The 24607-nt window shown below is 37.9% G+C and carries 18 protein-coding genes, 1 tRNA gene and 1 pseudogene; 9 read left to right on the top strand and 11 right to left on the bottom strand.

What is annotated here, in order from left to right; genetic code table 11:
- Positions 1–79: 79 nt before the first annotated feature.
- The 6 genes from H5087_RS18260 to H5087_RS18235 all read right to left on the bottom strand — a co-directional run bounded on the left by H5087_RS18260 (position 80) and on the right by H5087_RS18235 (position 5353).
- A complete protein-coding gene (locus H5087_RS18260; protein WP_182672955.1) occupies positions 80–883 on the bottom strand; it encodes a glycosyltransferase in 804 nt (267 codons plus the stop codon).
- Positions 880–1464 carry a glycosyltransferase gene (locus H5087_RS18255; RefSeq protein WP_182672954.1) on the bottom strand — a complete coding sequence of 195 codons (585 nt, stop codon included), beginning with the start codon at positions 1462–1464 and terminating at the stop codon, positions 880–882. Before H5087_RS18255 ends, H5087_RS18260 begins: the two co-directional genes overlap by 4 nt.
- Positions 1465–1545: 81 nt before the next feature.
- A complete protein-coding gene (locus tag H5087_RS18250) occupies positions 1546–1698 on the bottom strand; it encodes a hypothetical protein (RefSeq protein WP_160318638.1) in 153 nt (50 codons plus the stop codon).
- 325 nt (positions 1699–2023) lie between these two features.
- Positions 2024–2437, bottom strand: a complete 414-nt coding sequence (locus H5087_RS18245) for a GFA family protein (protein WP_182672953.1) — start codon at positions 2435–2437, stop codon at positions 2024–2026.
- A gap of 235 nt (positions 2438–2672) precedes the next feature.
- Entirely contained in the window at positions 2673–3965 is a 1293-nt protein-coding gene (locus tag H5087_RS18240; protein ID WP_182672952.1) for an amidohydrolase, read from the bottom strand.
- Positions 3966–4363: 398 nt separating this feature from the next.
- Positions 4364–5353, bottom strand: coding sequence for a fatty acid desaturase (locus H5087_RS18235; RefSeq protein ID WP_182672951.1), 990 nt, complete (start codon positions 5351–5353; stop codon positions 4364–4366).
- Positions 5354–5744: 391 nt separating this feature from the next.
- Here H5087_RS18235 and H5087_RS18230 point away from each other — a divergent pair.
- Positions 5745–5829, top strand: a tRNA-Leu gene (locus H5087_RS18230).
- A gap of 225 nt (positions 5830–6054) precedes the next feature.
- Here the strand turns inward: H5087_RS18230 and H5087_RS18225 are convergent.
- From H5087_RS18225 to H5087_RS18210, 4 genes and pseudogenes are all read right to left on the bottom strand, one after another.
- Positions 6055–6528: a VOC family protein gene (locus tag H5087_RS18225; protein ID WP_182672950.1), complete on the bottom strand. Its 474-nt coding sequence runs from the start codon at positions 6526–6528 to the stop codon at positions 6055–6057.
- A 96-nt stretch (positions 6529–6624) separates the two neighbouring features.
- Positions 6625–7095 carry a GFA family protein gene (locus tag H5087_RS18220; RefSeq protein WP_182672958.1) on the bottom strand — a complete coding sequence of 157 codons (471 nt, stop codon included), beginning with the start codon at positions 7093–7095 and terminating at the stop codon, positions 6625–6627.
- A gap of 105 nt (positions 7096–7200) precedes the next feature.
- Complete coding sequence (locus H5087_RS18215) at positions 7201–9273, bottom strand: catalase (RefSeq protein ID WP_182672949.1); 2073 nt, start codon at positions 9271–9273, stop codon at positions 7201–7203.
- A 242-nt stretch (positions 9274–9515) separates the two neighbouring features.
- Positions 9516–10341: pseudogene (locus H5087_RS18210) on the bottom strand (mechanosensitive ion channel family protein).
- Between the two features lie 379 nt (positions 10342–10720).
- Between H5087_RS18210 and H5087_RS18205 the strand changes: the two are divergent.
- The 7 genes from H5087_RS18205 to H5087_RS18175 all read left to right on the top strand — a co-directional run bounded on the left by H5087_RS18205 (position 10721) and on the right by H5087_RS18175 (position 21213).
- Positions 10721–11107 carry a hypothetical protein gene (locus tag H5087_RS18205; protein WP_007581468.1) on the top strand — a complete coding sequence of 129 codons (387 nt, stop codon included), beginning with the start codon at positions 10721–10723 and terminating at the stop codon, positions 11105–11107.
- Positions 11108–11436: 329 nt separating this feature from the next.
- On the top strand, positions 11437–13305 hold the full coding sequence (gene gss, locus H5087_RS18200; protein ID WP_182672948.1) for a bifunctional glutathionylspermidine amidase/synthase: 1869 nt from the start codon (positions 11437–11439) through the stop codon (positions 13303–13305).
- 135 nt (positions 13306–13440) lie between these two features.
- On the top strand, positions 13441–13809 hold the full coding sequence (locus H5087_RS18195) for a DUF2237 family protein (protein ID WP_182672947.1): 369 nt from the start codon (positions 13441–13443) through the stop codon (positions 13807–13809).
- A gap of 235 nt (positions 13810–14044) precedes the next feature.
- A complete protein-coding gene (gene dps / locus H5087_RS18190; RefSeq protein ID WP_024595435.1) occupies positions 14045–14569 on the top strand; it encodes a DNA starvation/stationary phase protection protein Dps in 525 nt (174 codons plus the stop codon).
- Positions 14570–15176: 607 nt separating this feature from the next.
- Positions 15177–18116, top strand: a complete 2940-nt coding sequence (locus H5087_RS18185; protein WP_182672946.1) for a TonB-dependent receptor — start codon at positions 15177–15179, stop codon at positions 18114–18116.
- 309 nt (positions 18117–18425) lie between these two features.
- Positions 18426–19217 (top strand): hypothetical protein, encoded by a 792-nt coding sequence (locus tag H5087_RS18180; protein WP_182672945.1) that lies wholly within the window; start codon positions 18426–18428, stop codon positions 19215–19217.
- A 256-nt stretch (positions 19218–19473) separates the two neighbouring features.
- Positions 19474–21213, top strand: coding sequence for a SulP family inorganic anion transporter (locus H5087_RS18175; RefSeq protein ID WP_182672944.1), 1740 nt, complete (start codon positions 19474–19476; stop codon positions 21211–21213).
- A gap of 53 nt (positions 21214–21266) precedes the next feature.
- Here the strand turns inward: H5087_RS18175 and H5087_RS18170 are convergent, their stop codons facing one another.
- Complete coding sequence (locus H5087_RS18170; protein WP_182672943.1) at positions 21267–21944, bottom strand: glutathione S-transferase family protein; 678 nt, start codon at positions 21942–21944, stop codon at positions 21267–21269.
- Between the two features lie 485 nt (positions 21945–22429).
- Here H5087_RS18170 and H5087_RS18165 point away from each other — a divergent pair, with 485 nt between their 5' ends.
- Positions 22430–24607, top strand: a complete 2178-nt coding sequence (locus H5087_RS18165) for a response regulator (RefSeq protein WP_182672942.1) — start codon at positions 22430–22432, stop codon at positions 24605–24607.

Raw genomic sequence — 24607 nt, 5'->3', positions numbered from 1 at the left:
CCAAGCAAGTCATAAAGCTATGTAAGAGACGTATTACACAAAGCTATATAGAAAAAAGTTTAAAAAACTTTATTTTGAATTACGAAAAAGAGGCCGCTGGATAAAATGGGGATCCCTCAGCCCATCGGGTGCCAAATACTGCAGCTTTGGCATGAGCCAATTGGTGTTTGATACTATGGTGATCAAGGTGCCCTAAATAGGTATCGCAGGGTTTTAGTAAAGGCCGCACTACGTCATCCATATAGTGTTGATCGGCTATGGGGCCGGCAAATTTAATAGCAATCCCCATTTGCTGAGCTGTAGATATTGCTATATCAATGCCCTTACTTGGTAATATTCGACCATACGTAAACACATAATCTTGCGGCTTTTTTGTTACCTGCCAGCGTTTAAGGTCTATACCATTGTAGGTCACTTCTACTTTATCGTTTATAAAAGGCTCCCACGCTTCTGCTAAAGAGTGCGACACTGCAGTAAAGTGTATAAATGGCGAGTAAGAAGCCAGCCCTACCACCGCTTTTAATTTTGAGTAAGGCGGTGTGTGCAACGTAGTTAACATAGGAATATTATTTTTACTGGCCCACAGTATGGGAATCGGGTTAAGGGAGTTGTTATGCACTACGTCAAACTGCTCTTTAGTTATATCGTCCATTACCTTGAGCATAAAATCGTTTTCAACTATATCGGGGTATTGTTGATATTGGCTGTTATCTATCGGGAACGATTTTAATTTACAGTCAACCTCACTGTCTGGGTGAGCATATAAAGTAACCTCATAAACTGATTGGTAGTATTCAACTAATGCGCCAGTAAAAGCTTCTAGCCCACCAGCATAGGGAGATTTAATAGGAAATCGGGGATGCGCTATTATTGCTAGTTTCATACAGCAAGCTCCTCGCGACCATGCGGTTTTTTATACAAAAGAACGAGTGGCACTTCCTTTTTGCTTTTTGTAGCAAACATCTTTTTCATTAGCTGCCAATCGCTGCTTGGGGCTGTTTCAAAAGGTAAAAACGCTAATAATGAATTCTTTTTAAATACCAGGGTTTCTATCGGTCTTTGATAAGTGTGCTCTACTTTTTTTGTATTATCAAAGTAATAGGGAGTAAAAACAAAGTCCTCTTCAAAGCCTTCGTTTATTAGTTTAAAAGTGTGCTTTTCATCAAATACATCGTCGTCAGTACGAAAAACAACAAAATCACTCAACGTTGTTTGCAGCCCCACGTTATAAGCCGTAAACCGACAGTTTAGTGTGTGATCAATATAAATAATGTTGGGGTCAATCGCCTTTAATCTTAGGCGTAAGTTATACCTTTGTTTGTACTTTTGTGTTGAGTTATCAACAATCGTGATGATGTAATTACTGGCGTATTTTTGTATTTCTTTAACGCGCTCTATAACACCTTCATTGCAGTGGTAAGTTACTAGCACGATGGCCGTTTTACAGTACCTTTTGCTTTTCATTGTTTTTCCTTAGCCATATTATTTAAAACCGCTTAAACAAGGGGATTAATTTCCATATCTATTACGCTAATAAATCAAACGCTAACTTTTGTATTCGTTAAAGTAAGCGCTTAGTTGTTTTAAGCGCAGCTCTAAGGCTAACTTTTCAGAGAGTTTCCAGTGGGGTAATTTTTTTAAACGTGATTTGGCTGCTTCTAATTCAGCCCCTACTTCGCTCGTGGATAAAATTCTCATTCGTTTCACCTCATCATTAATATGTAGTCCGTGGTGTTTATCAGCAATTAACAAGCCAAATAGGTACATATAAAAATAAACTTTATTTTTATAAATATCATGAGCTTAAATACAAAAACTGAGGTGAGGTATTACTACAAATGAGCATATAGGCATATATTTCAATAAAATATGAAAATAATTCACAAAGTCATTTGGCCTACAAATACTTTAATTTTTATATAAAGAGGAGGTAAAAGGAGGGAGTAAAATGCAGCTAGCGAGATTTTTCCCACTAGCAAAGCATAGCTAATTAGCTGTTTTATTTTCTCAACGCTCACAGCACTTATGATTGAGGTGTAGTTTCAAAAGCAGGCACCTGGTGTAAATCGTTTAGCCATTTAAGCGTTGATTGCGACCAAATTTGTGCAGCTGGGGTAAATTCATCTCGCTGATCAACAGCACCTATACGCAGGCCGTACACTCTATCGGCCTTTGCTTCATTAGTTGCGTAAAGTGTAGTGCCGCACGTACCACAAAAGCCTTGCGCACGTTTATTGCCGCTCTGGGCTGTTTTAACATACTCTTTTGGCTCGCCTTTAGTAAAAACGACTGAGTTAGGCTCTGCAATTATGACTGCTCTAAATGGGCCGCTCGACATACGTTGGCAATCGCTACAATGGCAAACAAGTGCGTTGTTATTTTGAGACTTTGCTTGGTATTTAATTTCACCACAATAACAGCTTCCAGTAATTTCCATTATTTAAATCCTTAATGCTTATGAAGATTGAATCGAGATATAAGACCGGCAATATCGATTCATTATTTTTAAAATATAAAAAAACTGCTCGCCGGTTCATTTGTATGTTCGGTTAGATTTTTAATTTTTGAGAGTGATTTTTTAAAAGTTGAGCAAGTGCTAAAAACATGATCCGATGTTTTAAATAAAACAGCAATACCACGTTAAGCTAATAGCGTAACGTGGTGTGTTTAAGCTATCTTTTATGTGCGTTTAAATAATCAACAGCTAACAGGCTAAGCGCCTTAGTGCCTACTTTAAACGATGATTCGTCGGCATAAAAATAAGGTGAGTGATTACTAGCCACTGTATTTAAATCTTGCTCACTTGGTGTACCGCCTAAAAATACAAATACACTCGGCACTTCTAATGCGTAAAACGAAAAATCTTCTGCGCCGGTTATTTTTCCCATTTCAACTACGTTTTCATTACCTGCTGCTTTTTTAAGACTAGGTAACATTTGCGCAGTTAACTTTGGGTTATTAATCGTTACCGGATAACCTTCGTGAATGTGTACCTCTGCAGTAGCACCTGACGATTTAGCAATGTGCGTGGCTGTGGTTTTTATTTTTTCAAATATTCGTGCTCGGTTATCCATATCAAAGTTACGAATTGTGCCTACCATTTCGACTTCTTCAGGAATAATATTATTACGTACCCCACCCGCTATCTTACCAAACGAGACAATAGCAGGCTCTTTGGTAATGTTGATTTGGCGACTAACAATATGATTTACGCCTGTTACTATTTGCGCAGCTGCGGCAATGGGGTCAACCCCAGTCCACGGTGCAGAGCCGTGTGCCTGCTTGCCATGTACTGTTATTTCAAATCGGTCTGCACTGGCCATTGCAGGGCCACTTCTATAACCAATTTTACCGCTGTGCAAACTAGATGTTATATGTAACCCAAAAGCAGCCTCTGGTTTGTATTGTTTAAATATGCCTTCTTTAAGCATTAGCTCAGCGCCACCCTCTTCCCCCTCTGGTGCGCCTTCTTCTGCAGGCTGAAATACAAACATAATATTACCGTGTAGCTCATCTTTCATGTTTGCAAGCACTTGTGCAGCGCCCATTAGCATAGCCACGTGTGTGTCGTGACCACAAGCATGCATTATGCCTACATCTACACCACGGTAATTAGTGGTTTTAGTTGATTTAAAATCAACATCTGCTTTTTCAGTAACGGGCAGCGCGTCCATATCTGCGCGTAGCATTACTGTCGGGCCTGGCTTTGCACCTTTTAATAGTCCCACAACACCTGTATAAGCAATCCCTGTTTGTACTTCCATACCCAGCGACTTTAAGTGCTTAGCGACAATACCTGCTGTGCGGGTTTCGCGATTTCCAAGCTCAGGGTTTTGATGAAAATCACGTCGCCAATCAATAACCTGTTGCTCTATCTTTTTAACTTGCTGATCAATGTTTGCATTGGCATTAAACGCACTAAGAGCAGCAAAGCCCAACGCTATTGAAATTAGTGATTTTTTCATCCTGTTTGTCCTTATTATATTTATTGGTTTTATAATATTGATGAGCACGAGCCCTTATGTATTATTGAGAACATAATTAGTTCGCTCTATAACCACTATTACTGAAGGCTCTACAATAATCAATCCCATTTAAGCTAGATGCCCAACTATGAAGGGCCACTTCACTTTTCACTGGTTTTATCTATTTTTAGTTTGAAATTTTAGCGCTAATTAAGCCTACCACTTTTGCTTTTGTTGATTTAAAAATGGCATGAATAGTCAACCAACGCACGTAAAGTGAGTTTTAATAAGCGCGGTGGTGGATAGAAGAAGTTAACGAGTAATAGGCTTGGTACATAATTGCTATTCAGATTATAAAATAAGAATAGCAATGTAAGACCTCCTAATGTTGGAGGTAATTATTTATAAGCATTCGCATTTTTAATGCTGTCAAAATCGTTAAAGCGCACGTTGTGCTGCGCCATTACTTTAAGTATTTTTTTACTTAGCATTTGGCGTAAATAAAACGGCTGATTTGGCACAAAATGATGGATGGTATGCGTTTTACCAAAGTTAAAACAAAATAAGTGAAACGGCATGAATAAACGACTCGTTAGTACATGAGTTTGTTCAAGCATGTTATTAACGCCACCATAGTAATGCATGCTTGAGGTAACAAAATTAAGCGAGCTTGAGCGAATAATATTAGGCACAATGAGCACAACCATTAAAAATTCAAACACATCCATTGTACTTAACAACCAACTAGGTGAATTTAGCGAAAGTGGTATAAATAAATCAACAATATGAAATAAAATAACGCTATATAAAATAGCAAAATACGCAGTCGCTATCGGAAATCCCGCATTAAAAACACTCGAAAAACTAAAGCCATTAATTTCTTTTCTAAAACGTTTAGTAGAAATAATTAGCCCTAATAACCCATCTACAATAACTAGCGCACGTAAAAATGGATTTTTAATACCGTTTCCCACCAAGCGTTCTTCTAGGTCTTGTTGTGTGCCTGAGGTTTTGTGATGGTGTAAATGCATTTTACGTCGGTACCATGGGCTAATAGTATTTGGCCGCATTAACCATACTACTAACATCATAGAATTATGCATGAAAGGCTGATTGCTAAAGTATTGTTTATGTATAAGGTCGTGCTCTAACTCATGGGAAATAGACGCAGCAATAGCCGCAAGTACTATACATACCCAAGCAGGTATTAAGGCTAAATAATATAAAGCACCAACACCAATTAATGCGCTAAGCGACAGCAATAAAATAATTAACCCTAAGGTATTTTGATGTGCAAGTAATGGGTATTTTTGACGAAGTGATGCTTCCTCTGCCTTAATAGCTTTAACAATCGATTGAATGTTCTGTTTGGCACTTAATTGGATCATAATTAATGTCTTAAAAGCCTTGTTGTACAAATAATACCTGAATTAAACGCAAAATCGGCATAAAGCAGGAATAACTATTATAATACGATTCACTATTATCAATAGTTCAATTGCTCATTTATTCAATCGCATAACAATTTAATAGCACTCATAACCCAAAATATTCGCTTTATATATCAACCAAAAAAGACTTAAAAAATTTGCCGGTGGAGTCTCCTTGCTATAAACGATTAATTATCAATCAGTTGTTATTACAAACAAAAGAAAATGCTTGCCGCCCCCTCTTTTGTTTGTATAATGCGGATACAGAATAAGAGGTATATAAGTATCCTTTTTATTTTAAGTGGTTTTTCTTTATCTTTTTATGCTTAAAAGATTAAAGAAAAATTATGCCAGCGTGATGAAATTGGTAGACATGGGGGATTCAAAATCCCCTTCCGAAAGGAGTGCCGGTTCGAGTCCGGCCGCTGGTACCACTTTTTGAACCTCAGCTAATTATTGGCTGAGGTTTTTTTATGCCTAAAATTTAACTAGTAATCTATAACAACTCACTTTACTAAGTGAGCTACTTTTAGGTAAGAAAACCGTGTCGATAACAAGGCAAAACCTAGTTAAGTTGAAGCAAAAGACACAAGCCACAAGCCTTCCATTAAAGCCATCAACGTAAGTAGAGAGCTACATAAATCTAATTAGCATGTGAGTTATGCGTCTTGCTCTTGATTTGTTATATTCCCGATTCGATTGTTTAACTCTTCGTCACTAACATCTTCTTTATGTGTACCAATGATCCATATATGACCAAATGGGTCTTGTAGCGTGCCGGTCCTATCACCATAAAACTGATCATGTACGGGTCTTATTTCTGTTGCACCAAGCTCAATTGCTTTTTTAAACACGGTATCAACATCTTCAACATAAAGCATAAGGCTTAGCGCTGTACCACCGAGCTCTTTTGGGTTTTTTAAATACTCTTCAGAACCATTATCTGAAAGCATGATATGCGAATCACCAATTATTATTTCTGCATGTGCTATTCCACCATCAGGTAAAGGCATCTGCATTACGTGTTCAGCACTAAATGCATCACAATAAAAATCTATCGCTTTTTGTGCGTCATTCATAATTAAATAAGGTGTAACTGAATGAAACCCTTTTGGTATTGCTGAGACTGCCATAATATTCTCCTTTACTTACGCAGTGATTTTTAATATTTAATTAAATATGCGTTTAATTGCCCCTAAATTTAAGCTTAGCTCATACAAAAAATTGCGTTACTTTTCGAGGTTTAAACGTTTATGCCAAGCAGCAATACTTTCATCAGGGTATTCTTCAAACTGCTTGTCACCTTCATTAATGGGCGCATTTACCCAATTTGCTTTACTACCAAGCATTAAATGAGTGCGCTCTGGCGGTATGGGTAACTCACTATCTATTGCACCAGCAAAGGGATGAACTTGCTCGGGCCAACGTGCATCGTATAACCACAAGTCAGCACTACAATGCTTACAAAAATGACGCTCTGCAGGGCTGATTTTATCGCCTATTTTTGCATGATAAATAGTTATGTGTTCACGCCCTGTAACCTCAAGCGCGCTGTATTGCGCGTTTAAATTAATAACAAACCCGCCGGTCCCTGCGGTTTTACGGCATATAGAGCAGTAACATAAATTGTAAGGATAAGGTTGTTTTGAGTTGACCGTAAATACCACTTTGCCACAGTGACAAGCGCCATTAAGCTTTATAATATATCCAATTTTTTATTGTTGGCTTGAACTAATACCTTAACTAGGTGAGCTAAAAAAAACCACAACAATTACATGCTGTGGTTTTTTTAATTATTGAGCTTACTAACGCTCCCAATATCTTAAATTACGCAATGTATTTATAAATTTATCGCCTGAATGTGCCTCTAAATCTATCCAACCATCATCTACTTTTCCATCAAGGCCTGCCGCTTTAAATAAAGGCTTAGCCTCATTTGTAAAGCCTATAAATTTCATATGTGCGTACGCATCACTTACAAAGTCTTTAGCTTCTGCAATAGCAGCTAGTTTTTCAGCTCCATCTTCGGTGGTGAGTACAAGTACCGCATCGTATAAAACCGATGGACCACCATTAATAACCTGATCAGCTTTAAAATGCTTACCTTTACTGCATTTAGCACCGCCAACTTGCGGGGCAATAATTTCAAAGTTTGCACCTTCACTTTTAAGTGCATTGGTAACCGATTCAAAAATTTCTGCATTAAAGCCATCACTTACTAAAATACCTAATTTACGGCCTTTGAAGGTGTTGGGCGCATTTTTCAAAATACTTAACGCATCAGATACAGGTAAGTCTTTACGTGTTGGCATTGCAGCTTCAGCTGGAGCTGGCATTTCTTGCAAGCCAAGACCTTCGGCAACTTTATTTGCGAGGGTTTCGTCAATATTTAACAAGTGCGATACCAAACGTTCTCGTATTGGCAAATGCTCAACTTTAGACAGCTCAAACACGTACGCAGATTGAATATGCGCCTGCTCTACCTCTGTTTGACTTAAATAAAATTGACGAGCTTGACTGTAATGATCGCTGAATGTTTCTGAGCGATAACGCAGTTTATCACCGCCACTTACCTCAGGTTCCTTTGAGCTTTTAAAGCCATGTACTGGGCATTCGCGCGGGTTGTTTTCATCGCCGCTCCATGAGTTTGGCTCATAATTAACACGTCCTTTTGGATTGTGCATTGCCATGTGGCCATCTTGCTGAAAATGACGCATTGGGCATTTAGGCGCATTAACCGGAATATGCGTAAAGTTAGGACCACCTAAACGCTTGGTTTGAGTATCTAAGTATGAAAAGTTACGACCTTGCAGTAGCGGGTCGGGTGTAAAGTCGAGCCCTGGTACAATGTTTTGAGTACAAAATGCTACTTGCTCTGTTTCTGCAAAAAAGTTGTTTACAACACGGTCAAGCACCATACGGCCAACAATTTGCACTGGTACTTGCTCTTCAGGTATAAGCTTGGTGGCATCAAAAACATCAAATTCAAATTCATCAGCAAATTGCTGATCAAACACCTGCACACCTAGCTCCCACTCTGGGAAGTCGCCGTTGCCAATAGATTCCCACATGTCTCTGCGATGAAAATCAGGGTCTGCGCCATTTAGCTTAAGTGCTTCGTTCCATACTACAGATTGCATGCCGCCTTTTGGTTTCCAATGAAATTTAACAAATTTCTCTTCACCTTTGCCATTAATAAATTTAAAGGTATGAACGCCAAAACCTTCCATAAAGCGTAAAGAGCGCGGAATAGCTCTATCAGACATTGCCCACATAACCATGTGCATTGACTCAGGCGATAAGCTCACAAAATCCCAAAAGTTATCGTGTGCGGTTTGCGCTTGTGGAAAACCACGATCAGGCTCGGCTTTAGCTGAATGAACTAAGTCTGGAAATTTCATCGCATCTTGAATAAAAAATACCGGTATATTGTTACCCACTAAATCCCAGTTTCCTTCTTGGGTATAAAATTTTACCGCAAAACCACGTACATCACGTGCTAAATCTGGAGACCCTTTATTACCTGCAACTGTAGAGAAACGAGTAAATACTGGGGTTTTTTCACCTTTTCGCTGAAAAATATCTGCACAGGTCAAATCTTCAAGCGTGTCGTAAGTTTCAAAGTATCCGTGTGCACCATAGCCTCTGGCGTGCACTACACGCTCAGGAATGCGTTCGTGATCAAAGTGAAAGATCTTCTCGCGCATTATATGATCTTCTAATAATCCTGGGCCACGCTTTCCTGCACGTAATGAGTTTTGATCGTCACTTACAGGGCAGCCCTGCGCGGTGGTCATGGTAGGGTGTTCATCCGATGCCTTTTGATGCAATTCGCCGCCATGCCCTTTATTACCTGAGTATTTAAATGATTCAGCCATGTTTAGTCCTTCATACAGTTTGATTTAATGGGTCGATAGTTTCTATGAGCTTTAAAACTAAAAGCGAATATGCAAATGCAAAATAAAGACCAGCCATCAAACCTAGTAAAAAAGGGCTGTACAGATAATAATGTAGTATTTGAGGTGATTTATAAAAGAAAAGGTTACACAGGTATGTAACTTTTTCACACAAAAAAAGAGCACTTAAAAGTGCTCTTAGGTTTATGCATTTTTAAATTTAGTTAATCTTTATTCTCGTTAACTAAAATAACTTTACGATGTGGGAAAGGTATTTCAATGTTGTTTTCATCAAGTGCTTTTTTAATTAACTCTGGCACCGTGTAAAGAATATCGAAGTAATGCTCGCCCTTACAAAATGGCCTTACTAAAAAGTCTACTGAGCTGTTGTTAAGTGTTTCTACTTCAACAAAAGGAGCTGGATCTTTTAGTATATGTGGGTGCGCTGCAAGTACCCCATCTATAACTTTACGTACAGCCGTTGTATCTTCACCGTAAGCAACACCAAAATGCATATCCACACCACGAATTGGATGATGTGAATGGTTTATAATTTGCGCGCCCCAAATTTGACTATTTGGTATAATAACCTGTTGGTTATCGAACGTTTGTAAAATAGTAGTGAACATATCTACTTCTGTTACTTTACCAAAACGCCCTGCTGCCTCAATAAAGTCATTCACTTTATAAGGTCTGAAAACAAGCAACATAACGCCCGCGGCAAGGTTCGACATTGCACCTTGTAACGCCAAGCCCATAGCAAGCCCCGCAGCACCGAGTAAAGCAATAATAGAGGCTGTTTGTATACCAAAGCGATTTAACACAGCAATAATAACGAACGCTAATATGATGTAGCGAGCCATGCTGCCTAAAAAGCGAATCGTCAAGATGAGTGTATTTATGACACAAGCCAATAATTAAATTGCGTACTTTGCCCGCTAACCATAAGCCCGCAAGTAAAATTGCAATTGCTAGTAATATGTTGGTTGCCCACGTGATTGCAGCGGGAAAATATTGATTAATATCAATGTTGTTTATTATGTCTTCCATTGTTTTTCCTGTTTTTAAAGCTTTTAACTAATTTTAGCTAGTTTTGCTATATCAAGCGCAACAGTTTAACAAAAAATTAACCAAAGTACGGATATAGGAGTATTTTAAAACATAACGAAAGAGCGTTCCCCTCAAAACATGTCATCGCTCATGTAAATCTTTCAACACATAATTTTGCTTTACCCTTTGGTTTATAGCTTAAATAATTAAACTTTAACTAGTTCATAAATAAAGCTAATACCCGAAATAAACCTCGGTTAACTCTCTTAATTTTCTAATTATTGCTGGTACTCATCTATAAATTTACCGATAATCTCACCTAAGCGCGCATATATTGGCGAGACATCAAAATTGGATGAAATTAAAACAAAGGATTATTATGAAAAAGTACTCAATTTTACTTACAGCGGCAGCACTTACTGTACTCGCTGGTTGTTCAACATCTGTTGCAGTAAGAGACTTTGAACAAAACCCTATTCCGCAAACATCAACAATTACCAACAGTGAAGCTGACGTAGAAAAAGGTATTCTAAAGGCATGTATTCAGCTTGGTTGGAAGTGTACGCCTATGAGTGAAGGTAAAATAAAAGGTGTACTGGATATTCGCACACACCAATTAACTGTCGATATTGCGTATGACAAAACGGCATACTCAATCAACTATAAAGACTCTATTAACTTAAACTACAACGGCAAAAAAATTCACCGCCAATATGTTAATTGGGTATCAAACCTAATACGCCATATAGATGCTGAAATGATTTAGCAGCGCGTTAACCTGCTTTACATATTATAAAAATCACTAAATATGAATAATAAAAGTGGAGAAGTTACCTATAGCTTCTCCATTTTTTAGTTGAGATTTAAACAGTAATAATCACGTCAAAAATATTACTAACTTTCAACCAGCTAAAAGTCAAAAAGTACCAAACCTTATACTATTAGTAAAAGTACTCTCCCATCTTTCCACTCTTTAATGAATGAGTAATTTTTTACTTATCCCCCTTCGTAAAAGAATATTTTATATCTTGCTATAACGCAGTTTGGCTCATATAGTCAGCAAATTATCACACCTTATTTTGAACATCTTTGTTTATGAAATCTTCTGCTTCTGCTAGTCATTTTGGTACTTTATTAGGTTATGCACCTGGTAATGTTGCTGTTTACTCATCTGATTATGATACGGCTGATGAAAGCATTTATCCTAATCGTAGTGCCTATCGTAGTTACCTAGACGGTATTTACATGGGCTATAAATGGCAATGCGTTGAATTTGCCCGTCGATGGATGTATCTCAACCATGGTTATATTTTTGATGACATAGCCATGGCTTACGATATTTTTGAGCTGCGTTCAGTACGCGATGTAAATAGCCAAAATAGACTGCCACTAAACGCGTTTAAAAATGGTGCTAAACATCACCCTCAAGTAGGTAGTTTACTGATATGGGAAGAAGGCGGCGAGTTTGAAGAAACAGGCCATGTTGCTGTCGTTGTTGAAGTGCATGAAGATAAAATACGCCTTGCTGAGCAAAATGTAGGGCATCAAATATGGCCAACAAATCAAAACTGGTGCCGTGAATTAAAAGCAAAAGTAACTAAAGATGGCGACTATTGGATTGAGTGCTCTTACAGCGACGCCACTATTTTAGGCTGGATGACACAAACTTATGAAACAGAATATGCTGAGCCAACGTCTGAGCTAAACACTGACTTATTTACTATAGAAGCCCATAAAGCAGTAGATACAGGCCAAGCAAACAAATCATGGTTAAATATTGCGAATGACGATGAAGCTGCCTACGTAGAAATGATGCAAGGCCATAAACTTACATCCGTAGATGAGGATCAACATAATTACTTTGCAATATCTCAAACGGCGCAGCAAAGCATTGAGCATGCAACAAATGAGCTGCATGGTTTATTTATGCATGCAACTGACTATGTACTACAGCACCCTGAGTTATTAAAAAAGTTTAATTTACCCGATGTTGTACTTAATAAAATTCGCCAATCGTGGGATAACCGCTTAAACCAATTAATAACCAGCCGATTTGACTTTGCCTTAACAACAGCAGGTTTAAAAGTTTACGAATACAATTGCGATTCGGCATCGTGTTACATGGAAAGCGGCAAAGTTCAGGGTAAATGGGCAAAACACTTTGGTGTTAAAGCAGGTGTAGATGCAGGCCAAAATTTATTTAAAGACCTCGTAAGAGCATGGCGTAAAAGTGAAGTAAAAGGTCTTGTTCATATTCTGCAAGATGATGAACAAGAAGAACATTACCATGCATTATTTATGAAAGAAGCGATTGAAGCCGCAGGCTTTGAGTGTAAGTTAGTAATTGGCTTAAGCACACTTCGCTGGAATGAGTCAGGCAACATAGTAGATGCAGATGGCGCACAACTGAGTTACGTATGGAAAACCTGGTCGTGGGAAACCGCACTTGATCAAATTCGTGAGGAATGCGAAGCCGACCAATCATTAGGTGATAACTTTGAACCACAATTCAAAGCTGGTGAAACGCCACGTTTAGTCGATGTATTACTGCGTAAAAATGTCATGGTATTTGAACCGCTGTGGACATTAATTCCAAGTAACAAGGCTATTTTACCAATACTGTGGAGCTTATTTCCTAATCATAAATATTTACTTAATACCGCGTTTGAACTTAACGACGAGTTATTACAAACTGGTTATGTAGTTAAACCAATAGTAGGACGCTGTGGCGCTAATATTCAAATTGTTGATGAACAGCAGCAAGTTATAGAAAAAACAATGGGGCACTTTGCCGATCAAGACCAAATATACCAACAGCTATTTGCATTGCCTAAAGTAGATGACTACTTTGTACAAATATGTAGTTTTACCGCCGCCGGAAAATACTCTGGTGGTGGCGTACGCGTTGATAAAAGCATGATCATAAACGGCCATAGCGATTGTATGGCGCTGCGTATTAAATAATAAATAGTACTAAGCCCGTAATTTGCTGCGGGCTTAACTTTGTGTAGCCCTTCCCTCTTTTAAGTTTTATAGCTATCTCAAGCGAGTTACTCCTGATAGAGTAAATTTATTAAACACCACAATTTAAGGTATTTCATGGCGAATCAATTTAATGTACTCGGCACACGCTTAAAACTATGTTGCGGTAATGGTGGCTACACACGTGAAGGGTTTTGTTATGTACCAGAATCAGATCTTGGCAATCACAGTGTGTGTGCAATTATGACTGATGAGTTTTTACAATTTTCAAAATCACAAGGTAACGATTTAATAAGCCCGAACCCTCTTTACGATTTTGAAGGTTTAAAAGCCGGTGATAAATGGTGCTTGTGTGCGCTAAGATGGCTTCATGCTATTTCAGCAAACGTTGCGCCACCGGTGGTACTTGAAGCTACAAATAAAAAATCATTAGAAATAGTGCCGCTCGATGTTTTAAAAGCGCACGAATATATAGCCAACGTTTAAATACATCTAAGAGTAACTAAATCGAAGTCTGCATATTTTACAAATATATGCAGGCTTTTCAAAAACCCAATCTCCTCTGCAGCCTTAAAAACCTTAATTTAAAATATAACCACATGTTTTTAAATTACTTTTTAAATAAATCAACTTACGGCATAGCAGTTGCTTTATTAAGTTTAAGTCACGCTCATCACGCAGCACATTATATGAGCAACACATTAGTTAAGTAGGAGAAATTATGAGTAACAATAACGAATCGAACAAAACAACTAAATTTACCGCGCCAGGTATGAGTGACGAATCAGCTCAAAAAACAATAGCTACGCTAGATAACCGCATGGTTGCATTGATAGATTTACAGCTTACTTTAAAGCATATTCACTGGAACGTAGTGGGACCTAACTTTATTGGCGTACATGAAATGATAGACCCGCAAGTAGACATTGTACGCGAAATGACAGATACAATTGCAGAGCGAATTGCGACTCTTGGTGCAGTACCTGTTGGCACACCAAAATCAATTGTAGATCGCCGTACTTGGGACGAATACTCTGTAGGCAAAGGTTTAGTTACCGAACATTTGGCTGCGCTTGATAAAGTATATAACGGCGTTAATGCCGATCACCGCAAAGCAATTGAGACTCTTTCTGAGCTAGATCCGGTCTCTGAAGATATGATCACCAGCCAACTAGCCGATTTAGAGCAATTTCAGTGGTTCATACGAGCACATTTAGAATCATCTACAGGCGAATTACAGAGCTAATACATCTAAAGTAAGAAAGCCCAGCATTATTATGCTGGGCTTTTTTTTGCGTAAAAATCTATTTATCGCTACCTAGTGTATCGCCCCCACCCCAGCTAGTACAAAATCAATATAAAAACAATAGAAAATTGGTATTACCAAAATGATTTTTAATTATTTTAACCTCTCCACTATTTCGCAAATTTATAAATCATTTAGAACTTTTAATAGTCGCTCTTCCAATTCAATATCACTTAAAAAGTAAACTAAACACGTATAAAAGTAAGCATAAAATTTAAAAATAGTACTAACAAATGTATTAAATAGTACAAATAATATATAAAAATGCCTTTGGTAAAGATACTTCAATAAAATTCATTCAAAATACAAAAAATAAAAAACACACTATAAGCCTTTAAATTTATTAAATATAAGCAAAATAAAAGAGGTTTTTGTAATACACATTGTGAAATTTTGGTAAACAAAGGTTGTAAATAAAGTTGAATTGGATTAATTTCAACCATACCACCTGTATGACACACTACAGGAAAGAAACCGTTAAATTGGTTAACCAAACCAGGTAACAACACACACAATGACACAAGTCGTACCCAAACGGGAGAGATACATGAAACTCAATCAAATTACTTCAACATTAATTAATAAGCATAAAAGAAGTAGCTCTACAGCAATCAGTGCCGCAGCCCTTTTACTAATGGCTTCTTCAAATATTGCAGCGCAAGAGGCTCCCGCAGCTTCAGAAACGGCAGCTGAAGACATTGAAGTTATTGAAGTAAAAGGCATGCTAGGCAGTATGAAAGCCGCCGCTATGCTTAAGCGTACTGACGGACGTATTGTAGATGCAATTGTTGCTGAAGACATTGGTAAGTTACCAGATAATAATATTGCAGAAGCGTTGCAACGTATTACTGGCGTATCTATTAATACCGATTTTGGTGTGGGTGACAGTGTTTCTATTCGTGGCTTACCTCAAAACCGTGTTGAATTAAATGGTCGCTCTACTATTGGTGACTCTCGTGATGGCATTAGCTTGCAAGATTACCCATCAAGCTTCTTAAAAACAGTAGAAGTAGTTAAGTCTCCTACTGCCGATATGATTGAGGGTGCATTAGGCGGAACAGTTAGTTTAAAGACAGTTCGCCCATTAGAGTTAGATAAACTAACTGGCGCAGTTTCATTAGATGGCGAATACGCTGATAAAACAGAAAATGTAGCTCCTATTTTTAGTGGTTCAATTGGTAACAACTGGGACTTTGATGAAATGGGTACCTTTGGTGCCATTGCTATGTTTTCATTCCAAGATCGCGAAATTCGCCAAGATGAAACATCTAGCCGTGTTAAACCTCAAGATATCGAAATTAATGGCCAAGAAGGTAATACACCTAGTGGCAACGCTATCGTAAGAGACGAGCACAGTGTTGAACAATATGTAGAACAACGTAAACGAACTGCTGTAAATTTATCTCTTCAATGGGCACCACAATCAGGTAATGGCATGGTGTATCTTGATTTAAGCGGCACAAAGCGCTCAGGTGAACAAGCTGGTAACTCTATTTTAGGTGTCGCAGGTTCGTTATCAACAGATGCAAATACAACTCAAGATGCTAACGGCGTAAATAATTACACGTTAACAAACGAATTTGGTATTCCTAAAACATACAGTGACTTTCGTGAAACTGACTCGTTTTCAAATGCACTTGGTGCAGAGTGGAACCTTACTGACAGCATCAAAATCTCTGGTGAAATTGCGGTAGCATCATCAGAAAGCGTAAGACCTGATTCTGAATTTACACTTCGCCCAATCGAAAAATCAACATTTGAAGCAAGTGGCGGAACTCAGCTAACAAATCATTTATATGATGGTGCATTCTCTCAAGACGGTAATAAATTACCAAGCATCATTCATTCAGATCCTAATGCATTTACTGACCCACAAAACTTAGCACTTCGTACGTTTAAAAGTGAAGATAGAAGAACAGACAATGACGAAACAGCTATTCGTTTTGATGTTGAAATGTTTGAGCCACTCAGCAGCTTAAGCTGGGTATCTAAAGTAAAAGCGGGTGTACGTGTTACTAACCGCGATTACGAATATGAGCAATACAAAGTAGAAATTAAAGACATTTATAAAAATGCATTTAACGACTCAGACGGTTCGTTAGCCACTTTATGGGTTGATGACTACAACGCTGCTTTTTCAAATAGCTTTACAACAGTTAGCCACGACAACTCTTTTGACCAACTAGGTCATTCGGGACAAAATGACCTACTAACCTTTTTAAGCTACAACGGTTTATCTAACCCGACCAATACTTACGCTCAACTTCAGCAGTTACTTGCAGGTACTAACTTAGCGTCAACAGGTAGTCTTTCAGATAACCAAGAGTTCCAAGAAAGCGCATACCGTAACGTAGTTGAAGATACAGCTGCCGTGTATATATCAGCCTACTTAGACTTTGATAACATCACTGCAATTGTGGGTGGTCGTTATGTAACTACGGATTTAGAATCAAGCGTATTTCTTAATGGCGAAAAAGTAACTGGCGACAATGACTACAGCGACTTTTTACCAAGCTTAAACGTAACGTATAACTACTCAGACGAAACATTATTCCGCTTTGCTGCTGCAAAAGTTATGCGCCGCGCTGACTTTAGCGAACTAAGCCCTGCATTTGACGTTAATAACGACATTACAGGTGCAACGCAAGGCTCTATTGATTTAGAACCATATCGTGCAACGCAATACGACTTATCTGTAGAGCATTACTTTGACCAAGGTAACGTAATTTCTTTCGCAGTATTTTATAAAGATGTTGAATCTTTCTTAAGTAACGAAAGTAGCTGTGTGGCGGCATCAAGCACTTCAACAGGCCAAAACGTAACTCAATGGAACCAAGTATGTCAGCTTGACGTTGCAGGTGTTTCACAAGATAACCTAGTTTACTCGGATGCAACTGACTTCCCAGTAGATGCTGATGGCTTTAACCATGTAGCAGGCTTACGTGACGCAGGACTAACGGGTATCGATACTGTTAAAAATGTAAACGGTGAAAACGGCTCAGTACAAGGCTTTGAAGTTGGTTATCAACAGTTCTTTACAGACCTACCTGGCGCATTTTCTGGCTTAGGCATTAACGCAAACTACACATACGCAGACAGCGAGCAACCAAACGGTAACCCGTTATTAGATATTTCTAAAAATACGTATAACTTACAAGTATTTTGGGAATACGAAGGTTTCTCTACTCGTCTAGCTTATAACTACCGTGACAGTTTCTTAGATACTGAAAACGAGAAACGTGTAGAAAATATTAACTCAGACGGCAGTATTTCAGCAGAAGGTACTGTTTACGGTAATAACTACCGTGACGACAGAGGCCAGTTAGACTTCTCTGCAAGCTGGGATATTAACGAAAACGTGACCTTAGTAGGTAATGCGACCAACTTAACGGGTGAGCCTTCTATTTACCTATCTGAACTAGGTGGTGCTTGGAAGTACACTGAAGCGGATCGCCGTTACAGCTTTGGTATTCGCGCTAAATTTTAATTTTCCCTAAAAACTAAAGCCTGCTTTTATGCAGGCTTTTTTACGTCTATAAAAAAGTGGCACTTGTGTTAAAACATCGCACAATTTTTATAACTAAATATTTATTTAAAGCAATAAAATTATCATTGAATAATACTTCAAACTAAAATTTAGATACCGCGTAAACAATATCAACCTCCTGCACTTCACTTTTAGCGCACAAACTAAGCACCATACATTGCACTAAAAACCAGCAACCTTGCAGCTTGGTTATAAAATGTCTAGTATTCTAAAGCCGTACTTATAATTGGTACGAAAAAAGGATTAACAATGTTTCTAAAATACATAACAACAATATCAATCACATTATCATTACTATTATTAACAGCATGCGGCTCTGGGGGAAGTAAAACAAAAGAGGCTGAAAGCATTAAAATACCACAATCAAAAGCGGTTATTAATAACAGTCCCTTAAGTGACTACAAAATAATTATCTATGGTAATAGCCATAGTTCACAGTTAGGGGGCTTATTAGAAATAATTATTACAAGCCAGTTACCTAGCACTTCAGTCAAAATAACGACTGTTAGTGGTCGATTTTTAGATGAAATAGTCGCAGTAAATGCGAATGTCGATAAATTAAAAAGTGATAACTGGAGTCATGCAATTTTTCAAGGCCAAAAGTACTCACAATCAGGTTCGACTGACTACCCTACAAGCGCAACTGAGCGATTAATCTCGAACGCAAAAGAGCATAAAATTACACCTATTTTATTTCCAGAGCATCCTCAAAAAGGGGATCCCGCAGAAGCAAAGCAGGTTTACGACCTCCATTTAGCAATCAGTCAAAAACAACCTAGCTGCATAGCGCCTGTTGGCTTTGTATGGAATCGAGTATTAGAAATAATGCCTAGTATAAACCTTCATAGTGCCGACGATAATCATGCATCCTATGCTGGGAATGTCCTTACAGCGATGACCTTTTATCAAATCATTACCTCGGAATTAACAGACACAATGCCATTTATTCCTGCTATAGATTTAACACAGCAAGAACAAGCCTTATTTGGACAAGTAGTAACAGAGGTACTTGAGTTATATCCGGCATGTGGTGCTAAATAATCTTAAAAATTTAAAACTAGATTTTAGATTTAGTGATTTCCTGAGGTGCTCAATATCAGTACATTAATACTACGCACATAAGCTGATTAAAAGACACCTCAGGAAAATTCAATTTTCACTTTTTTACCAAATTATAAATTTAATATCTTGATAAATAATCACCTGCAATTTATTAAAATAACCGTCGTCCTAGCTATACTTATTTGAATATTAAATTTACTATCAAAACGTTGTAACTATTAGCAGGAAAACTAAAGTGCTGTCGCGTTTATATAATTTTATGCCCGGTTTAAATACATTGCTGCACTATGAACGCCAATGGTTTGCTGATGATGTAAGGGCGGCGCTATCAGTAGCTGCAGTGGCTTTACCTGTTGCCATTGCTTACGCACAACTAACCGGTGTTAACGCCGCCGTAGGGTTATATTCTTGCATACTGCCAATGATGCTATATGCACTTTTTAGTACTTCAAAACAATTAATAGTCGGCCCTGATGCCGCAACCTGCGCCGTTATTGCCGCTGTAGTAACACCTCTTGCTGCAGGTGACAGCTTTAAGCATTGGCAACTTGTTGTCACCATGACCGCTATGACCGGCTTTTGGTGCTTTATAGCCAGTAAATTTAAGTTAGGTGTATTAGCCGACTTTTTATCTAAACCTATTTTAATGGGCTTACTAAACGGCGTAGCCATCACTATTATTGTTGGTCAATTTTCTAAAGTATTTGGTTTTACTTTTGATGAGCGCTACTTACTTGAACGCCTCGGTGGTGTGCCCACATACCTAGCGCAAACACATGTTCCCACCTTATTAATGGCTTTGTTTACACTGGCGGTCTATTTTGCCATGAAGCGCATAAGACCCACGTGGCCTGCATCTATGTTTGCTATTGCTTTTGGTGCGCTTTTGGTATGGATTTTTGATTTAAAACAATTTGATATAAAAACCATTGGCACCGTAACTGGCGGGCTCCCCGTTTTTAATACCCCTGTTTTTGATTTAGGGATTATTCGTGAGCTGGTGGTACCCGCACTTAACTTAGCCATCGTGAGCTTTGTTAGTATGATGCTAACTGCCCGCAGCTTTGCTGCTAAAAATGGCTACGACATAGACGCCGATAAAGAATTTAGAGCGTTAGGTATTGCCAATATAGCGTCAGCTCTTTCGCAAGGTTTTGCCGTCAGTGGCGCCGACTCACGCACCGCGGTTAACGATGCAACAGGTGGTAAAACACAGTTAGTATCAATAATAGCAGCAGCTATTATTGCGCTCATAGCTGTATTTTTAACAGCCCCACTTGAATTTATTCCAAGCGCAGCGCTAGGTATTGTACTTATTATTGCCTCTGTACACTTACTCGATTTAAAAGCTGTTTGGCAATTAAAACGAAAAGACAAACAGGCATTTTATCTCGCCTCAGCCACCTTACTTGCGGTGTTATTTATTGGCGTTATACCAGGGATCACACTTGCTGTATTACTAGGGTTATTTCAATTTATTCGCACTGTTATGCGCCCAACAGACAATATTCTCGGCGTAGATGTTAACGGTGTAGTAAGAAGTTTAGACGCCACAGATAAAGCAAAAGCAGTGCAAGGCGTGTTTATTTACCGCTTTAATTCACCTTTAACTTACTTTAATGCAAGCTACTTTAAACGCAGATTACTTGAGCAATATGCAAGGCAAAAAGGCGACACTCAATGTGTAATAATTGACGCTGTGCCCTGCTTTACTCACTTAGATTTAAGCGTAATGGCAATGCTTGCCGATCTAGATGTTATATTTAAAAAGCGCGATATAAGGCTTGAGCTTGCAGGTAGAAAACGCCAACTACTTTCGTGGTTTGAAATTGCAGGAATGAAGTCGGGAAAAGAAGGTATATATATTCACTCAGACCTATACATCGCCCTAAAAAGAAATAGCGTAAGCCAGCACACAGAGGAAGTTAATTTATTCGTGGCAGATGAAAATAAAGAGGTGCTAACACAGCCATGAAATACTAAACAGCAGATCAGCTAGCTGATCTGCTGTTTAGAATTAAGTACTTTTTATACTTTAGGGTAATTTGAAGGGAAAAACGCTTTTTTAGCGTCTTCATCAAACTCTTTTTTAAAGGCTACATCAGTACCAATTACGCGTGCACGTGCAACCGCTGGGCGGCTATCAATGCTTTCAAACCAACGCTTAAGATTTGGATACGGTGCTAAGCCCTCTTCACCTAATACAACCAGTGCTTTATCAATCCAGCCCCATGCAGATACATCAGCAATGGTATACGTATCACCCACAATAAAGTCACGACCTTCAAGGTGAGTATCAAGTACTTCGTAATGGCGCTGCGCTTCACGTAAATAACGATTAACCGCGTAATCAAGCCCTTCTGGCGCCATGTGTCTAAAGTGAACACTCTGCCCTGAATACGGACCTAAACCCGATGCGATAAACATTAACCACGACAGCATTTCAGCGCGGTCATCGCTCTTGCCTTCTAGCTTCCCATACTTTTCAGAAAGGTACATTAAAATAGCATTCGAATCGAACACACGCGTTTCACCATCAACAATTGCTGGCGCTTTAGCGTTTGGATTAATTGCTTTAAATTCAGGTGTATGTTGCTCACCTTTTAAAGTATCAAGAGGAACAAGTTCAAACGGTAAGCCTGTTTCTTCTAAAAAGAGCGCAATCTTCATTGGGTTAGGAGTATGGTGAAAATAAAATTTAATCATGTAAAGTTCCTCAATAATTGAGCAACGATTAAAGCACAACTTGAGCGGGTGTTCAAATTAAGTTTTAACTAAGTGAAATACACAGTTAAAACGTGATTTAATTGTGAGAATTTCGTGATACTTCATTCGTAAATATCACTTATGCCAAGGAAAATATCAGCCTTTTCGAGCCATCACATGCTTTTAGAAGCTTATGATTCACAAGGTTGCAGAATTTGCCCACCAGCAGAGCTGCTGAGTTTCAAAATTTACAGATGATGTAAAACTATAGACTGGTTTAATCCTTATTAATTCCGATGTTAATTACTGAGAGTGTTCAGTATGGAAAGATCCTTTTTACTTTCGCTGGTTTTATAAAAACTTCAATAAAGTAATAATAGAGTAGCAAAATGCAATGTCTTTTTTTTAGCCGGTTCTACATGTTAAAGTTGTCATTATCACTAAATTACTCTTATAGTGAATCTATATAAATATTGAGCATTACTATGATAAAAGCACAAATACCAGCTGACGAAGAATCTAGATTAAAGGCCCTTTACGAGTATGAAATATTAGATACTGAAGCCGAAAAAGTATTTGATGATTTAACTCAACTTGCTTCTGATATTTGTGAAGCCCCCATATCACTTATAAGCTTAGTTGATCCACAAAGGCAATGGTTTAAATCAAAGTATGGTATCGATGTAGACTCCACCGAAAGAGATATCGCATTTTGCTCTCATACAATACTGCAAGACCAAGTATTTGAAATACAAAACGCTCTACTTGATGAACGTTTTTATGATAACCCTCTAGTAACCAGCGATCCAAACATTCGGTTTTATGCGGGCACACCGCTAGTTACACCTAGTGGCAGCACAATTGGTACATTATGTGTTATCAGCGACCAGCCAAAAAAGCTAACTCAAACACAAATTAACGCACTGAAAATACTTGGCAAAGAAGTTATCGCGCAACTTGAGCTCAGGTTAAACAACAGAAAGCTGGCCACTGCATTAAAACAGCAACAAATACATAATAAAAATCTTGAAGAACTAAAAAAAGAAGCTGATACAGCTAACACTCTAAAAGGTCGATTTTTAGCAAATATGTCGCATGAGCTAAGAACTCCGCTGCACGGCATTTTAAATTTAGCTGAGTTTGGACTAGCAGAGACTTCAAATATAGAAAAAGATAACGCCTTAAAGAGTATTTTAAGCTCCGCGAATATACTCTCAAATATTGTAAATGATATTTTAGACTTTTCAAAAATTGAAGCGGGTAAATTAAATATTGAGAATATTAACTTTAACCTGAGCGAAGTCATTAACAATGTAATTAACCCACTAATGAAACAAGCCACAGATAAAGGCATAAAATTTATTCCATCTATAGATAAAAATATCGCTACAACCCTAAAAGGCGACCCTGTCAGAGTTTCTCAAATTTTAAATAACTTATGCTCAAATGCGATTAAATTTACACAACAAGGCCAGGTAGAGTTTAAAGTCACTGTAAAGGAGAACCTCTTAAACACGCAAAATATTGTATTTGAAATAATCGATACGGGTATTGGTATTAGTAAAGCTGCACAGCAAAATTTATTTCAAGAGTTTCATCAGGCCGATTCATCTACATCTAGAAAGTACGGGGGCACGGGCCTTGGCCTCTCCATTTGCACCAAGCTAAGTGATTTAATGAATGGCAAAATCAACTTCACGAGTAAAGAAGATAAAGGTTCTGTATTTACTTACCAACAAAGCTTTGAAACATCAGAACTCGATGAATTATTAAAACCAAATAAAGAAATAACCGATTTACAAGGGTGCACTATTTTGGTTGTCGAAGACAATAAAGTAAATCAAGTTGTCGTAAGTAAAATGCTACAAGCTCATAATGCGAATGTAATATTTACCGAAAATGGCAAAGAATGCGTTGATTACTTTTTTGCCAACCATGTTGATTTAATTTTTATGGACATTCAAATGCCAGTGATGGATGGAGTGCAAGCCACTAAGATAATTAGAGAGCAACAAACAGATAAAACAACGCCAATTATTGCTATGACAGCCAACACCATGAAACCAGATATTGAACACTATTTAGATATTGGTATGGATGGCTATTTAACGAAGCCATTTAATAAAGATCATTTAAATAGCTTGCTCAATGTTTATAATCCAAAAAACTCAAATCTCAAAAATTTAGCAGTTAAAGTTAGTAACCCAAACATTACGAGTGAACGTAAGCTAAAACAGATATGCAATGAGCTAAAAAAGTTAATTTCAAATGCCGACAGAGTCAGTCTATGGTTGTTTAATCACGACTATACTGCCATTAATAGCTTAATTTGCCTTGATGACAAAAATGAGATAGTAAGTAATGCAGTTTTAAAAGCTGAAGACTTTCCTGCATACTTTGACTATATTTTAGAGCATAAAGTATTAGACGCATCAGATGCGAGAAACCATGAAATCACTAAAAACTTTACCAAGGTTTATTTTGAACCATCAAACATTTACTCCTTGCTTGATTACATCTACTTTATTGATAACAAACCGCTAGGTGTTATTTGTTGTGAAAGTGTTGGCTCAAAAATTTCATGGAGCCATGCAGATAAACTGTCACTTATTAAAGTAGCTGATGTAACAACCTTGTTTTTATCCAAACAGTTGAAATCATAG

Origin of the sequence: Pseudoalteromonas sp. SR43-7, assembly GCF_014163785.1 — a bacterium.
Taxonomy (GTDB): domain Bacteria; phylum Pseudomonadota; class Gammaproteobacteria; order Enterobacterales; family Alteromonadaceae; genus Pseudoalteromonas; species Pseudoalteromonas distincta.
The sequence above is the reverse complement of the archived record's forward strand: the minus strand, read 5'-3'. Positions and strand labels throughout refer to the sequence as shown.